Origin of the sequence: Mycobacterium hubeiense (genome assembly GCF_002838065.1) — a bacterium.
Lineage (GTDB): Bacteria > Actinomycetota > Actinomycetes > Mycobacteriales > Mycobacteriaceae > Mycobacterium > Mycobacterium hubeiense.
Window position 1 is genome coordinate 25048 of the sequence record NZ_PIZU01000023.1, and the last position, 14698, is coordinate 39745.

Below are 14698 nucleotides of genomic sequence, written 5' to 3' on the forward strand. Positions count from 1 at the left end.
ATTACCCCGCGACGGGTTCCAGGCGGGCGGGAACGTGTTTGTGCCACGGCGTTCCGGCGTAAGGATCGCGCCACTCCGTTGAGGTGAGCGCATTGGGCGCCACGCCCGAAATGTGCTCGCGCCCTGCGACGTCGGTGAAGTCGAGGCCATAACCGTTGGGCAACGACGCATGACCGGGCAACATGGCTTCACTGATCTCGACGGTCGCCTCGGCGCTCCCGCGAGCGGTGGTGATGCGGGCGCGGCCACCATTGACCAGACCGAGCGCCTGCGCGTCCTCCACGCTGACCCGCAACGCGCCCTCGACGTCTCGTTTGCGCCACGTCGGGTCCCGGAAGATGTCGTTGGCGGTATAGGCGCGGCGCTCGCCGGCCGAGAGCACGATCGGAAACTGCGGGGTGGTCAGCGTGGTCCGGTTATCGCCCAGGTTGCTTATCTCAGCGAGCATCTCGGGCATATCGAGGGCGATCTTGTGGTCGGGATGGCTGATCAGATCGAAGTCCTCTTCGTATTCGTGCACCGTGAACGTCACACCGGAGCGGTTCTGCAGAATCGCCTCGAAGAGCGCATTGCCGTCGGCGTGCCCGGCGCGGCGGACGGCGTCGGGGTAGGTCGCCGCCGTTTTCTGGGCAAGCCCCCACAGCGCGGCCGCGCCCGCCAGCCCCTCGGGCAGCGTCGGGCCCAGCGTCTCGTAAAGCACGTACGGCAGCACCCGGGACAAGGCCGGATTGGCGCTCACGGCAGCGAAAAACGCCTCGGTGTAGGCCGGTAGACCCTGCCGCGCCGCCGCCCGCAGCGGTTGCAGATCGGCCTCATCCACCACCCCGAGGGCGCGGACCAGCCGCGCCCAAATCTCGGGTTCGGGCAGCGTGCCGGGTAGCGGCTCGAGCAGCGGATGGCGCAACTGAAAGGTGTTGTGCGGGAACTCCAAATTGAAGAACGTCGCCTCCGCCTTCTCGAATTGGGTGGCCGCGGGCAGCACGTAGTGGGCCAGTCGCGCCGTCTCGGTCATCGCGACGTCGATCACCACCAACAACTCCAGCGATTGAAAGGCTCTGCGGCAGGCATCCGAATCGGCCAGCGAGTGGGCCGGGTTGCTGCTCTCGACGATCATCGCGCGGAACCGGTCGGGATGGTCAGTCAAAATCTCTTGCGGCACAACGTTACCCGGGATCAGACCACCGATGATCGGCGCGCCCGTCACTGGCGTGCGCCCCACTCCGGATGCCCGCATCAGCGGAGACATCCACGAATGCAGGTGCTGGCTGCCGCGTTTGGCGAAGTTGCCGGTGAGGATCCATAGCAGCTTGTTCAGGTAGGAGCACAACGTGCTGTTGGGCGCCTGCTGAATTCCCAGGTCCTCGAACACCGCGACGCTGTCGGCGGCGGCGATGCGCCGCACGGCTGCGCGCAGCAGTTCCTCGTCGACGCCGCAGTGCTGCGCGTAGTCGGCTATCGGTATGTTGCGCAATGCTTCTCGCACCGGGTCGACGCCGTTGACGTGCTCGGCCAGAAACGCCTCGTCGCACAGGTTCTCCTGGGCCAGAACGGCGGCCATCGCCGCCAGGCACCACGCGTCGGTGCCGGGCCTGACCCGCAGATGGAAATCGGCCATCTTCGCCGTGTCGGTGATCACCGGGTCGATCACGATCATCGACCGTTTCGGATCCTTGGCGATGTCGTTGAGCACCACCCGGGCTCGCGGAAAGCTTTGTGACATCCACGGGTTCTTGCCAATGAACACCGACACCTCGGCGTGCTCGAACTCGCCTCTGGTGTGGCCGCCGTAGAGGTGGGCGTCCACCCACGCCTCGCCGGTCTTCTCTTGGGCCAGTGCGTTGGACCGGTAGCGCGAGCCGATGGCTTTGAGGAATGCGCCCGAGTAGGCGCCGCCGAGGTGATTCCCCTGACCGCCACCGCCGTAGTAGAAGATCTTGTCGCCACCGTAGGTCTGGGCGATGTGCTGAAATCCCTCGGCGATCTCGCTGATGGCGGTGTCCCAGTCGACGGCCTCGTAGCTGCCGTCCGGGCGTCGCCGCATCGGCGTGGGCAGCCGGCTGCTGTTGTTCTGGTAGTGGTCCAGCCGCAACGCCTTGTTGCAGGTGTAACCGCGCGATGCCGGATGGTTCTTGTCACCGCGGATGCGGGCGAGCCGACGGCCCTCGAGTTGTACGACGATGCCGCAATTGCATTCGCACAAGATGCACGCCGTGGGCTGCCATTCGCTCATTGCCGTCACTCCTTGGATTTCTCGGACTGCAACAGTGCCCGCAGCTGGCGGTGCACCAGGTCCAACGGTTTGACGTCGCGCGAGGCACGTGCGACGACGATGGCGCCTTCGAGCGCGGTGGTCATCAGCATCGCGAGCTCCTCGGCGCGGGACGCTTCGATGCCGTCGGCCACCATGCGCTGCGCGATCCGATCGGTCCAGCGTGCAAAGGCCGCCGCCGCCCGCTCGATCACCGGCACCGACGCGTCGGGCTTGTCGGGGTCACCCGCCTCCACTGTGACCGCCACGACCGGGCATCCGGCGCGGTAATCGGTCTCGAGGAGCTGCTCGCGGTAATTCCGCACCAAGGTGTCGAGGGCATCCAGGCCTGTTGGGGCCTTGGCGATCTGGGCCGCGATGTAATCGGCGGCGAAATCGATTGCCTCACATAGCAGTTGAGTTCTTCCGCCGGGGAAGTAGTGGTAGGCCGATCCGCGGGGGGCGCCGCTGTGTTCGAGCACGTCGGCGATCGCGGTCGGATGTGCGCCGCGTTCCCGGATCAGCAGAGCAGCCGATACCACCATGCGTTCTCGAGGGCTGGCCACCTTATGTATGCTAACCTACATAATCGACAGAGGCCAGAGGCCGGCGCAGAACCGCATCAAGCGGAATCAGTTACGCGCCGGCGGCCTCATTGATCGCGTCGAGCCGACCGGTCGCCTCGAGGTATTCGTTCACCCAGCGCTCGATGACCGCGGCGGACTTCTCGACCTTGTTCAGCTGGCCCACCACCTGGCCGACGGGGTTGAACGCGACGTCCACGCTCTCGTTCGGGTACTTGTGGGTGGCCGCGACCGCCATGCCCGACACCATGTACTGCAGCGGCATTCCAAGCGGCTTGGGGTTCTCGGGTTGCTCCCACGCCTCGGTCCAGTCATTGCGCAGCATGCGCGCGGGCTTACCGGTGAATGACCGGCTCCGCACAGTGTCGCGGCTCGTCGCCTTGGCGTAGGCCGCCTGCTGCACCGGCGTGTGTTCGGCCTCTTCGACCATCAGCCACTGCGAACCGGTCCACGCACCCTGCGCACCAAGCGCCAATGCCGCGGCGATCTGCTCACCGCTGGCGATGCCGCCCGCCGCCAGCACGGGCACCGGCGCGACCTCCTTGATGACCTGCGGCCACAGCACGATCGAGCCGACCTCGCCACAGTGGCCGCCGGCCTCGCCGCCCTGGGCGATGATGATGTCCACACCCGCGTCGGCGTGCTTACGGGCCTGGGACGGCGAGCCGCACAGCGCGGCGACCTTGCGGCCGGCGTCGTGGATGTGGGTGATCATCTCCGCCGGCGGGGTACCGAGCGCGTTGGCGATCATGGTGACCTTCGGATGCTGCAACGCCACTTCGACTTGCGGAGTGGCGGTCGCCTCGGTCCAGCCGAGCAACTGCAGCGCGTCCTCGTCGCTGTGCTCGACGGGCACGCCGTGGTCGGCGAGAATCTTGCGGGCGAAGTCGAGGTGCTCCTGCGGCACCATCGACTGCAGGGTCTTGGTGAGCTCTTCGGCGGACATGTCGGAGTTCATGCCCTCGTACTTGTTCGGGATGACGATGTCGACGCCGTAGGGATGGTCGCCGATGTTCTCGTCGATCCACTTCAATTCGATCTCGAGCTGCTCGGGAGTGAAGCCGACCGCGCCCAGCACGCCGAAGCCGCCGGCCTTGCTGACGGCGACGACCACGTCGCGGCAGTGGGTGAAGGCGAAGATGGGATATTCGATCCCCAGGTCGTCGCAGATAGGGGTATGCATGCCTGCTCCTTGGCGGGGTCGACAAATTGAAACGTGTTCTAGTTTAGTACCAGATCCCGGCGCGCCGGGATAGTCCCTGTCCGTCACGCTCCGCGCTTGCGGTTTTGCCACGGTGCGGCACACTCGGTAACGGTCTGGGAATCGGGGGTAGCGCGGCATGGGGTCGAGAAGTTCGGTCGACGAGATCGTCGCGAGCCCGCAGGGCCCGCACGTCGGCGCGTTCTTCGATCTGGACGGCACGCTGGTCGACGGGTTCACCGCCGTCGCGCATGCGGGCCATCGCATCCGGCGGCGCCAAGCCAGCCTGGGCGAAGTGCTCGGCGTGATCGAAGCGTCGCTGCGATACCGCCTGGGCCGCATGCAGTTCGAGCGCCTCGTGGTGCGGGCCGCCGGGTACCTGCGCGGCGAATCGATCGACGAACTCGACGAACTCGGTGAGCAGTTGTTCGTCCGCCACGTGGCCGCCCGCGTCTACCCGCACATGCGTGAGATCGTCCGTGCCCATCAGGACCGCGGGCACACCGTGGTGATGAGTTCGTCGGCGTTGACGATCCACGCCGAACCCGTCGCCCGCTTTCTCGGCATCGACCATGTGCTGTGCAACCACTTCGAGGTCGACGAGCACGGCACACTGACGGGAGGCATCGTCGCGCCGGTGCTGTGGGGCGCACAGAAGGCCTCCGCGGTGGAACAGTTCTGCGCGGCCAACGACGTTGAGCTGCAACAGAGTTACTTCTACGCCGACGGCGACGAAGACACCGCGCTGATGCGCCTGGTCGGCCATCCTCGGCCGGTGAACCCACGCGCCGGGCTGGCCGCCGTGGCCACCCAACACGGATGGCCGATACTGCGCCTCAACGGCTCCCGGCGTAGAGGCCTTTCCCGGTGACAAGCGGCATGTCCAGGGTTGTCCTGATGCCTGCAGGCGCCGCCACCACCGCGGGAATGGAGTTCACGATGCGTCCTGCCGCCGCGACGATCGCGGCATGGTTGTGGTCGCCCTTGCGGCTGCTCGGGCAGATGTCCACGGCATAGGACGGCTCACCGACGATTTCGACCCGATACGAACCGCCGGGCTGTGCCGGCTGCGCCCAGTCCGGGCGCAGGTCCTCGCGCAGCCGGGTGACGTGTTCGATGACGATGACCGGCCGGCCCTCGACCATCCCGCGGATCTCGAACTTCAGCGCCGCCACGCTGCCCTTCGGCACGTGTCCCGCCGCGATGTCGAACGCCTCCGGTGCCGGCTCCTGTTCGAAACTCTCTGTGATGTCGTCGATTTCGATGGCCAGGCCGGCGGCGAGCTGACGGATCGAGGTGCCCCAGGCGATGCTCAGCACGCCCGGCTGGAACAGGATGGGCAGGTCGTCGAGCGGCTTGCCGAACCCCATGACGTCGAACATGACGGTCGCGCCGTCGTAGGTCGCGTAATCGGCGATCTCCATACACTTCACCTGCTCGATGCTCTGGCAGGTGCCCGCGAGCGCGAATGGGATGAGGTCGTTGGCGAAGCCGGGGTCGACTCCGGTGATGAACAGGCTCGCGTTGCCGGCTTTCGCCGCCTCCTCGATGCCGGCGATGTATTTGCCGGGCATCAGCTTCCAGGGGAACTGCAACACCACCGGGGCCGAGCCGACGACGTTGATGCCGGCCGCCAACAGCCGCACCACATCGGCGATCGCATCCGGCCCGCGGGTGTCGCCCATCGCGCAGTAGACGGCGCAGTCGGGTTTAGCCGCGATCAGCGCGTCCAGATCATTGGTGGCCGTGATTCCCGTCGAAACATCAAGTCCGGCAAGCTCTCCGGCGTCCTTTCCAACCTTCGCCTGCGATGACACCCACACGTGCGTGAGCTCGTACGCGGGATTGGTGAGCAGTCCGGTCAGCGCGAGTCGACCGACATTGCCGGTGCCGATGTGGGCGACGCGGATGGGCATGGATGTCTCCTACCACAAGCGGTACTGGAACAGGTTCTAATTTTGCGCGGATCCTACGGTAGCCTGACCCGTCATGGGACGCGTAGACGGAAAAGTGGCACTCATCAGCGGCGGTGCGCGGGGCATGGGCGCAGCTCACGCCCGCATGCTCGTGGCCGAGGGTGCCAAAGTCGTGATCGGGGACATCCTCGACGAGGAAGGCAAGGCGCTGGCCGACGAACTCGGCGCCGCCGCCCGCTACGCGCACCTCGACGTCACGCAGGCCGATCAGTGGGACGCCGCGGTCGCTGTGGCCACCGAAGAGTTCGGCCTCCTCAACGTCTTGGTCAACAACGCGGGCATCGTGGCGCTGGGCAAGATCGGCAAATTCGACATGGCCCAGTGGCAGAAGGTCATCGACGTCAACCTCACCGGCACATTCCTCGGCATGCAGGCTGCCGTCGGCGCGATGAAAGCCGCGGGCGGCGGGTCGATCATCAACGTGTCGTCCATCGAGGGGCTGCGCGGCGCCGCGATGGTGCACCCGTACGTGGCCTCCAAATGGGCGGTTCGCGGGCTGACCAAGTCGGCGGCATTGGAACTGGGGGCCAAGAACATCCGAGTGAACTCGATCCATCCCGGCTTCATCCGTACCCCGATGACCGAGCACTTCCCCGACGACATGCTTGCCATTCCGCTCGGGCGGCCCGGCCAGTCCGACGAGGTGTCGACGTTCGTGGTCTTCCTCGCCAGCGACGAGTCGTCGTATGCGACCGGGGCGGAGTTCGTCATGGACGGCGGTCTGGTGACGGACGTGCCGCACAAGCTCTAGGCTGGGCGTATCGGCCACTCGATCGGGAGAATCCTCCTCGCGCTGCTGCTGCTGCTGGTATCGCTGTGCGCGGCCGACTTTCCGGAGCGGGCCCGGCCGGGTCCGCCGCCCGCGACGATCGAATTGGCGCACGGCTGGAAGCTCACGTCGGCACGGGATGTCACCGCGGACGGCGCAACGCTTTCCGGGGCGCACTACCGTCCCACCGGCTGGCATGAGGTCCGCCAGATGCCGGCGACGGTGCTGCAGATCCTCACCGACGACGGCACCTACCCCGATCCGTACCGCGGCACGAATCTACGTGATCAGATACCTCAAGACCTGTACCGACAGGATTGGTGGTACCGCACCACATTTGACGCGCCCGCCGGACACACCAGCTACCACTTGCAGCTTCCCGGCGTCAACTACCGCGCCGAGGTGTGGCTGAACGGTCATCTGGTGGCCGGCAACAGACAGATCGTCGGTATGCACACCAGCCACCAACTCGATGTCACACCGTGGATCGAGCAGGCGGAGACCAACGTGCTGGCCGTCAAGATCACTCCAGAGCAGGCACTCCAAGACATCGACGGTGTCGAATTGGCCGACAGCTGGTACGACTGGATCAACTGGAGATATCTCGGATATCAGGGGCCCGGCAAGAACCCGGCGAACGGTAATTCCTTTGTGCCTGACCGTAATGCCGGCATCTTCAAACCGATTTCTCTGCGAGCCTCGGGCGCAGTCCTCATCGGCCCGTCGACGGTCAACACGGAGCTACCCCAGGCGGATCGAGCCAGGCTGACGATCCACACCAGCGTGCGCAACTCGTCGTCGCGAGCCGTTCGCGGCACACTGCTGGCAACGATCACCCGCGCGGGCAAGCCGGACCTCGGTGTTGAACAAGCAGTCACTCTGGCGCCAGGGGAAGATCGCGAAATCAGTTTCACCCCCAATACTTTCGCAGCGCTGACAGTGGCCAACCCTGACCTGTGGTGGCCCTACACCATGGGCGAGCCGAATCTGTACGACCTGCGGTTGGAATTCCGGCAATACAACCAGGTCGTCGATGCCAGCGAACAGCGGTTCGGCATCCGCACCGTCACCCAGCACCGCGACGACAACGAGCAGTTCCCGGAACTGGGCGCCGGCGGCAACTTCTACCTGAAGGTCAACGGCAAAGACTTCCTGGTGCGCGGCGCGGCATACACGCCGGATCTGCTCTACAAATACGACCCGGACCGCGAAGCGGCGATCCTGCGCTACGTCAAAGACTTGGGCCTCAACATGATTCGCTTCGAGGGCAAGTTCCCCGGCGAGAACATCGTCGAGCTGGCCGACGAGCTCGGCATCCCGCTCATGTTCGGGTGGATGTGCTGCAACCAGTGGGAGAAGTGGTCTCAGTGGGACGCCGAGGATCACCGGGTCGCCCAGGACAGCCTGCGCTCGCAGATTCTGATGCTGCGCCGGCACCCGTCGGTGTTCCTCTGGGCCAACGGAAGTGACGGTAAGGCGCCTCCGGACGTGCTGGGCAGATACCACCAGATCATCGAGCGATTGCACTGGCAGAACGCGACCGTCGACACCGTCTCATCGTTCACCAGAGACGCCACCGGTGTCATCGACTGGGACGGCATCCACATGGCCGGCCCGTACAGTTGGCGCCCGCCCAGCTACTGGTTCAGCGGGCGCTACGGCGCCACTCGCGGATCCACCGCCGAGCAGGGCGACAACGAGCACATCCCGCCGGTGGCCAGCCTGCGCAAGTTCATTCCGCCGGAACGGCTTTGGCCAATCAACGACACCTGGTACTTCCACGCCGGTTCGAACACCAGCAACTCCACCCTGACCAGCATCCGGCGCGCCATCCTGCGGCGCTACGGATCATCCAGCAGCGCAGAGGAATTCGCGGCAAAAGCCCAACTGGCGCACTATGAGTCCACGCGCGCTCAGTTCGAGGCGTACGCCGCGAAGGGCTGGGCCACCCACAAGATGACGATCTACTGGATGCTCAACAACCATTGGCCGTCGTTCTTCGGCCATATCTTCGACTACTACCTGCGGCCCGGTGGCGCGTACTTCGGCGCCAAGAAGGGGCTGCGGCCGCTGTCGGTGGTGTTCGATTCGTACGCCACCGGCGATCACCGGCTGGCCAACGTCACGGTGGTGAATCAGACGACGCGGGACCGCGACGGTCTGCGCGTGCGCGTGCGGGTGTACGACCTCGCAGGCAACCTACGCGAGGACTCCGTTACCGGCGCGCTCACCGTGGCGGCGGGCGGCACGGCGCTCGCCATGACGCTGCCTCGCGTTGCGCGTGACTCGCCGGTCTACTTCGTGCGCTGCCAGTTGACCGACCGTGATGGCAACGTCATGGCGGAGAACACCTACTGGCAGTCGCAGCGCCTCGACGACGTCGGGGAGCCACGCACCGACACTGCGTTCGAGCTGAACCAGGTCAGCTGGGCCGACATGACGGCGCTCGACGACATGCCCGAGGTCGCGCTGGACGTCACCGCGCAGCGAGCGCCGGGGGAGCGCGACGTCACCGTCCGGCTGCACAACCCGACGCGCCGGATCGCGTTCTTCGAACGAGTGGAGTTCACCGCGACCCGCGACGGCGACGAGATCCTTCCGGTCGAGTACTCCGACAACTACGTCACCGTGTTCCCCGGCGAAACCGTCGAGGTTCGCGCTGCGATCCCGCCGTCCGGCCCGACGGCGACCTGGGTGCGGGTCAGCGGCCACAACACGACGCCGCAGGTGGTGGCGGTCGGATAGCCGCGGGCCGAGCCGCGTCGGATACCTTGGAGCGGCAGCCCGTAACAGGAGGAACATATGATGAGCGCAACCGTTGACCGGCAGGAGCTCGTCCGGCTCGCCGAGGAGGCCGGCTGGCGGCACCAGGCCGACGACCGCGTCGACGTCTATGTCCGGGGAAACGCCCGGGTGCGAGTGATCTGGCGCGGCGACGACGTGATCAACGGCGGCTCGCTCTTCCACGACGACATCATGACCACCTACACACGGGATTTCGCGGCCATCAACCGATGGCTCACCGCCAAGTGAGAATCCGGTGAGCGTCCGCGCCGGCATCGTGGTGACCGGGACCGAGGTCCTCACCGGGCGCGTCGCCGACCTCAACGGACCCTGGCTCGCCGACCGCCTCCTGGAGTTGGGGGTCGAACTGGCCCACATCACGATCTGCGGCGATCGCCCCGCCGACATCGAGGCGCAGCTGCGCTTTCTGGCGGATCAGGGAGTGGATCTGATCATCACCAGCGGTGGATTGGGCCCCACCGCCGACGATATGACCGTCGAGGTGGTGGCGCGGTTCTGTGGGCGCGAGCTGGTGCTGGACCAACAGCTCGAAGCCACGATCACCGCGATCCTGCAGCGGCTGATGGCCCGCTTCACCGGCGTGGACTTCGAGGCGGTGCGCGCCGCGAACCGCAAACAAGCCCTCGTTCCACTCGGCGCGCAGGTGATCGACCCGGTGGGCACCGCACCGGGCGTCGTGGTGCCCGGCAAACCGACGGTGGTCGTGCTGCCGGGACCGCCGCGCGAACTGCAACCCATGTGGCACACGGCCGTGGCGACCGATGCGGTGCAGACGGCGATCGCCGGGCGGACGATGTACCGGCAGGACACCGTGCGCATGTTCGGGCTGCCGGAGTCGGGGGTGGCCGACACGCTGCGCGACGCCGAGAAGGCCATTCCCGGGTTCGACGCGCTCGAAATCACCACCTGCCTGCGGCGCGGCGAAGTCGAAATGGTGACGCGCTACGAGCCGCAGGCCGCGCCGATGTACGCGGCGCTGGTCGAGTTGCTCCACGAGCGCCACGACCGCGAAATCTTCTCCGAGGACGGCTCGCGGGTTGACGACCAGGTGGCGCGGCTGCTGGCCGGTCGGCGCATCGCGGTTGCAGAATCCTGCACCGCGGGCCTGCTCGCGGCCCGACTGACGGAGCTTCCCGGTTCTTCGGCGTACGTCGCCGGTGGCGTGGTCGCCTACGCCAACGAGGCGAAAACCCAACTGCTCGGCGTGGCCGCGGAGCTGATCGACACGCACGGGGCGGTGTCCGAACCCGTCGCCGAGGCGATGGCGCGCGGTGTGCTGGGCCGCTTCGACGCCAACACCGCGATCGCGATCACGGGCATCGCGGGCCCCGGCGGCGGGACAGACGACAAGCCGGTGGGCACAGTGTGTTTCAGCGTGCTGTTGGCGGGTGCGGCACCCGTCACCCACACCCTGCGGCTGCCCGGCAACCGCAACGACATCCGCGAGCGGTCGACGACGGTGGCCATGCATCTGCTGCGTCGCGCCCTGATGGAGACGACCTGAGGTGTGCGCCGCCGAAAATTGAATGCGGGTCGCTAACGGCTTGTGGCACAGTCGCGTTCTGTGATCACCTCCCTCCGCTCGGTCACCGACGACGACTGGCCGGCGATGTCGTTGTTGGGCGCCACATGTTTTGGCGAGTTCGGGCATCCGGATTCAGAAGCGGCGTGGCGCGCCATGGTGGCCGACGACGGCGGCGTCGTCGTGTGCGACGGCACCGACATCGTCGGTATGGCGATATACCTCGACCTGCGGCTCACGGTGCCGGGCGGGACGGTGCTGCCGGTGGCCGGCCTCAGTTGGGTAGCGGTGGCGCCCACCCACCGCCGGCGCGGACTTCTGCGCGCCATGTACACCGAACTGCACCAACGTATTGCCGATGCCAAGTATCCGATCGCGGCACTGACGGCCAGTGAGGGCGGCATCTACGGCCGTTTCGGGTACGGACCGGCCACCATCGAGCAGGAACTCGCGGTCGAGCGCCGGTTCGCGCAGTTCCACGCCGACGTCCCCGATCCCGGCGGCGTGCGGTTGGTCAAGCCCGCCGAGCATCGCGACGAGTTCGCCGCGATCTACGAGCGATGGCGCCTGGAGACACCCGGCGGGCTGATTCGTCCGCAGGCGTTGTGGGATGACCTGCTCGCCGACCGCGACAACACCCGCGGCGGCGGCAGCGAGTGGTTTGCGTTGCTCCATCCGGACGGCTACGCCCTGTATCGGGTGCACGGCGAGGATCCGATGACGGTACGGGTCCACGAGGTCACCGCGGCGACCGCCGACGGCCACGCCGCCATATGGCGTGCGCTCATCGGTCTGGATTTGATGGACAAGATCGTCATCGGTACCCACCCCGGTGATCCGCTGCCGTACCTGCTGACCGACCCTCGACGGGCGCGCACCATCTCCTACGGCGACGATTTGTGGCTTCGGATCATGGATGTTCCCGCTGCGCTCGCCGCCCGGCGATACCAGGCGGATCTGTCCGCCGTGATCGAGGTTTCGGACCGATTCCGCAGTGACGGGGGCAGATTCGTGCTCGAGGTTCGTGACGGTCGCGCTCACTGCGTCCCGACAGACGCCCCAGGGGAGGTCGCGATGGACATCGACGTGCTGGGCAGCCTCTACCTGGGGGCGCACCGAGCGTCGGCGTTTGCCGCGGCAAATCGGTTGCGGGCCAATGACTCTGTGCTCATCCATCAGATCGACGCCGCGTTCGTGAGCGATGTACCCGCCGAATTGGGCTTCGGTTTCTAGCCGCGGCGCGAGATCATGGCCTGATGGCCGACAACCTCAACGAGCTCTACAGCGTCAAGCCCGACGAATTCACCGCGTTGCGCACCAAGCTCGCCGCGGCGGCCAAGAAGCGCGGCGACGCTGCCGCCGCCAAGCAGATCTCCGCCGCGCGCAAGCCCACCACCGCGGCCTGGGTCGTCAACCTGGCGGCACGCAACGAGCAGACGCGGCGGCGGCTGACTGACCTCGGTGACCGGCTACGGGCAGCGCACGCCGCCATGGACGGCGAGCGCATCCGCGAGTTGTCGAGCGAGCAACGCCGGCTGATCGACGAGGTTGTCCGAAGCGGTTTCGCCGCCGCCGGAGTGAATGACCCCTCCGCCGCACTGCGTGACGATGTCGTCGGCACGGTGCAGGCGGCGATCGCCGACCCCGAGGTGGCGGCGCGACTCGGCCGCCTGACGAAGGCCGAGCAGTGGACCGGCTTCGGCGAATTCGGTGACACCGCAACGGTATCCACGCCCAGCAGGCCGAAGACGCAACGGGAGCCGAAACCCGCGAGGGCCGAGCCTGCCGACGACACCCTCGATGAAGCACGCCGGGAACGCGAAGCCCTGCGCGCCACACTGGACGCGGCCGAGCGCGCCAAGGCCGAGGCGGACGACGCGTTGACCGAGCGGCAGGCCGACCTGGCGGCGGCGCGGTTACGCCGCGACGACGCCCGCCGTCGCCTCACCGAGGCGGAGGAAGCGCTCTACGCCGCCGAAGACGCTTATGACAAGGCCAAGCAGGCCAGCCGGGAGGCGACCGAAGCCGTCAAAGACGCCAAAGGGCGCCTGAAGGAAGCCGAGCGGGCCACCCGTCGGCGATCCAGCTGAACTCACTTCTGCGCGGAGCTGTCCCACGCGTCGAGCATCGTGCGCATGATCTCTTCAGCGCGCCCCAGCCCGGCGAGGTGGCTTTCGCCCGGCAGGTGGTACAGCCGCGCGTCGGGCAGCTTCGACACCACATGCTCGCCATGGGCGAACGGCACGATGTGGTCGCGGTCGCCGTGCCACCAGTAGACGGGGACTTTCACCTCGTCGAGCCGAAAACCCCAGTCGCGGGCGAAGACCACGATGTCGGCAAACGGGGCGGCGAGCTGTTTGCGGCTGCCGTTGAGCAGGTCGTCGAGGAACATCGCCTTGAACTCGGGACGCACCAACAGTTGGCGGTCGGCCTCGGGGGAGATCCGGGCATACGCATAGAGTGCGGGCTCCGCGACGGGCCGGATCAGGCGGATCAGGCCGGTGGCCGCCAGGCGGATGGGGAGCCCGGCCACCTGCAGCAGAGGTGCGACGAAGGTGCCGAGGGCCATCACACCGCCGCCGATGGCGTCGGGGCCGCTGGTGGGCGCCACGCCGCCGAGTACACCGACCGCCAGAACGCGGTCGGGCATGGCCGCAGCGCAGGCCAGTGTGTAGGGGCCGCCGCCGGAAAGCCCGATGACCTCCATCTTGTCGATGCCCAACGTGTCGGCGATCGTGCGCAGATCCTCGGCGAAGGCAAAGACGTTCTCGTACTGGTGCGGTGTCGACGAGCCGATGCCGGGCCGGTCGAGTCCGATCAACCGGATGTGGTGCTCGTCGGCGAACACCCGCGCCTCTGTCGGAATCTGCCGGCGCGCGCCGGGAGTGCCGTGCAGCCAGAAGATGGCGCGGCCCTGAGGGTTCCCGAATTCGGCGAAGCCGATCTGCCGGTCCTCGCCGACAGCGATGTTTCCCTCGATCTTGGGGCGCTCGATTGCGACAACCATGCGCAGAGTGTCGCACGTGCCCCAGGTCACATTTGCAGACGGGGGCAAACTCCCGAACTATGCCTGCAAGACAGACCTGAAGGCTTGTTCCGCGGCGTCGCCATGGACGGCGAACACCACACGCTGCAGCGACGCGGGCTGATGCTGCCGGACCGCGTCGATCATCAGCCGGGCCGCCGCGTCGAGCGGGAAACCGCCGACTCCGGTGCCGAACGCCACCAAGGCCAGCGACCGGCAGCCCAGTTCGTCGGCCTTGCGCAGCGTCGACTCGGTGGCTCGCGTGATGATCTCGGCGGAGGTCGGCCCACCGAGTTCCATTGTCGCGGCGTGTATCACGTAGCGCGCCGGCATGTTGCCTGCCGTCGTCTCGACCGCCTCACCGAGGCCGATCGGCGCCTTCTCGTCCGACTCCCGCTGCACCTCCGGACCACCGGCGCGGGCGATCGCCGCGGCAACCCCGCCGCCGTGCCGCAACCGCGTGTTGGCCGCGTTGGCGATCGCGTCCACGTCCAGCTTCGTCACGTCCGCCTGAAGAACTTCCATCTCGACCATGACTGTCGCCTACCAGATAACGGTGGTCGGGGCA

General features: G+C 66.9%; 13 protein-coding genes. 7 read left to right on the plus strand and 6 right to left on the minus strand.

Going from position 1 to position 14698, the window contains the following annotated elements:
- Position 1 precedes the first annotated feature (1 nt).
- From CWS39_RS17795 to CWS39_RS17805, 3 genes are all read right to left on the minus strand, one after another.
- Positions 2-2230, minus strand: coding sequence for a molybdopterin-dependent oxidoreductase (locus tag CWS39_RS17795; protein WP_102144257.1), 2229 nt, complete (start codon positions 2228-2230; stop codon positions 2-4).
- A gap of 5 nt (positions 2231-2235) precedes the next feature.
- Positions 2236-2814, minus strand: coding sequence for a TetR/AcrR family transcriptional regulator (locus CWS39_RS17800; protein ID WP_102144258.1), 579 nt, complete (start codon positions 2812-2814; stop codon positions 2236-2238).
- A 70-nt stretch (positions 2815-2884) separates the two neighbouring features.
- Positions 2885-4015, minus strand: a complete 1131-nt coding sequence (locus CWS39_RS17805) for a nitronate monooxygenase (protein ID WP_102144259.1) — start codon at positions 4013-4015, stop codon at positions 2885-2887.
- 157 nt (positions 4016-4172) lie between these two features.
- Here CWS39_RS17805 and CWS39_RS17810 point away from each other — a divergent pair, with 157 nt between their 5' ends.
- Positions 4173-4904, plus strand: coding sequence for an HAD family hydrolase (locus CWS39_RS17810; protein WP_102144260.1), 732 nt, complete (start codon positions 4173-4175; stop codon positions 4902-4904).
- Here the strand turns inward: CWS39_RS17810 and CWS39_RS17815 are convergent.
- Complete coding sequence (locus CWS39_RS17815) at positions 4870-5949, minus strand: NAD(P)H-dependent amine dehydrogenase family protein (RefSeq protein ID WP_102144261.1); 1080 nt, start codon at positions 5947-5949, stop codon at positions 4870-4872. The two genes, CWS39_RS17810 and CWS39_RS17815, sit on opposite strands and share 35 nt — an antisense overlap.
- A gap of 73 nt (positions 5950-6022) precedes the next feature.
- On the opposite strand from CWS39_RS17815, the gene CWS39_RS17820 reads away from it, so the two are divergent.
- From CWS39_RS17820 to CWS39_RS17845, 6 genes are all read left to right on the plus strand, one after another.
- Complete coding sequence (locus CWS39_RS17820) at positions 6023-6760, plus strand: glucose 1-dehydrogenase (protein WP_102144262.1); 738 nt, start codon at positions 6023-6025, stop codon at positions 6758-6760.
- Between the two features lie 123 nt (positions 6761-6883).
- The gene (locus tag CWS39_RS17825) at positions 6884-9523 is read left to right on the plus strand and encodes a glycoside hydrolase family 2 protein (RefSeq protein WP_306768839.1); all 2640 of its coding nucleotides are present in this window, start codon (positions 6884-6886) and stop codon (positions 9521-9523) included.
- A gap of 60 nt (positions 9524-9583) precedes the next feature.
- On the plus strand, positions 9584-9811 hold the full coding sequence (locus CWS39_RS17830) for a hypothetical protein (RefSeq protein WP_102144303.1): 228 nt from the start codon (positions 9584-9586) through the stop codon (positions 9809-9811).
- Positions 9812-9818: 7 nt separating this feature from the next.
- Positions 9819-11087, plus strand: a complete 1269-nt coding sequence (locus tag CWS39_RS17835; RefSeq protein ID WP_102144264.1) for a competence/damage-inducible protein A — start codon at positions 9819-9821, stop codon at positions 11085-11087.
- A 42-nt stretch (positions 11088-11129) separates the two neighbouring features.
- Entirely contained in the window at positions 11130-12338 is a 1209-nt protein-coding gene (locus CWS39_RS17840) for an enhanced intracellular survival protein Eis (RefSeq protein ID WP_102144265.1), read from the plus strand.
- Between the two features lie 23 nt (positions 12339-12361).
- On the plus strand, positions 12362-13195 hold the full coding sequence (locus CWS39_RS17845) for a hypothetical protein (protein ID WP_102144266.1): 834 nt from the start codon (positions 12362-12364) through the stop codon (positions 13193-13195).
- Positions 13196-13197: 2 nt separating this feature from the next.
- On the opposite strand, the gene CWS39_RS17850 is transcribed toward CWS39_RS17845, so the two are convergent.
- Both CWS39_RS17850 and CWS39_RS17855 read right to left on the minus strand, forming a co-directional pair.
- On the minus strand, positions 13198-14112 hold the full coding sequence (locus tag CWS39_RS17850; protein WP_102144304.1) for an alpha/beta fold hydrolase: 915 nt from the start codon (positions 14110-14112) through the stop codon (positions 13198-13200).
- A gap of 57 nt (positions 14113-14169) precedes the next feature.
- On the minus strand, positions 14170-14664 hold the full coding sequence (locus CWS39_RS17855; RefSeq protein WP_102144267.1) for a macro domain-containing protein: 495 nt from the start codon (positions 14662-14664) through the stop codon (positions 14170-14172).
- Positions 14665-14698: the final 34 nt, after the last annotated feature.

Excerpts from the sequence above, each read along its gene's own strand:
- CWS39_RS17850 (WP_102144304.1), bottom strand. The coding sequence starts at position 14,112 with ATGGTTGTCGCAATCGAGCGCCCCAAGATCGAGGGAAACATCGCTGTC.
- CWS39_RS17795 (WP_102144257.1), bottom strand. The coding sequence starts at position 2,230 with ATGAGCGAATGGCAGCCCACGGCGTGCATCTTGTGCGAATGCAATTGC.
- CWS39_RS17815 (WP_102144261.1), bottom strand. The coding sequence starts at position 5,949 with ATGCCCATCCGCGTCGCCCACATCGGCACCGGCAATGTCGGTCGACTC.
- CWS39_RS17820 (WP_102144262.1), top strand. The coding sequence starts at position 6,023 with ATGGGACGCGTAGACGGAAAAGTGGCACTCATCAGCGGCGGTGCGCGG.
- CWS39_RS17845 (WP_102144266.1), top strand. The coding sequence starts at position 12,362 with ATGGCCGACAACCTCAACGAGCTCTACAGCGTCAAGCCCGACGAATTC.
- CWS39_RS17855 (WP_102144267.1), bottom strand. The coding sequence starts at position 14,664 with ATGGTCGAGATGGAAGTTCTTCAGGCGGACGTGACGAAGCTGGACGTG.
- CWS39_RS17805 (WP_102144259.1), bottom strand. The coding sequence starts at position 4,015 with ATGCATACCCCTATCTGCGACGACCTGGGGATCGAATATCCCATCTTC.
- CWS39_RS17830 (WP_102144303.1), top strand. The coding sequence starts at position 9,584 with ATGAGCGCAACCGTTGACCGGCAGGAGCTCGTCCGGCTCGCCGAGGAG.
- CWS39_RS17810 (WP_102144260.1), top strand. The coding sequence starts at position 4,173 with ATGGGGTCGAGAAGTTCGGTCGACGAGATCGTCGCGAGCCCGCAGGGC.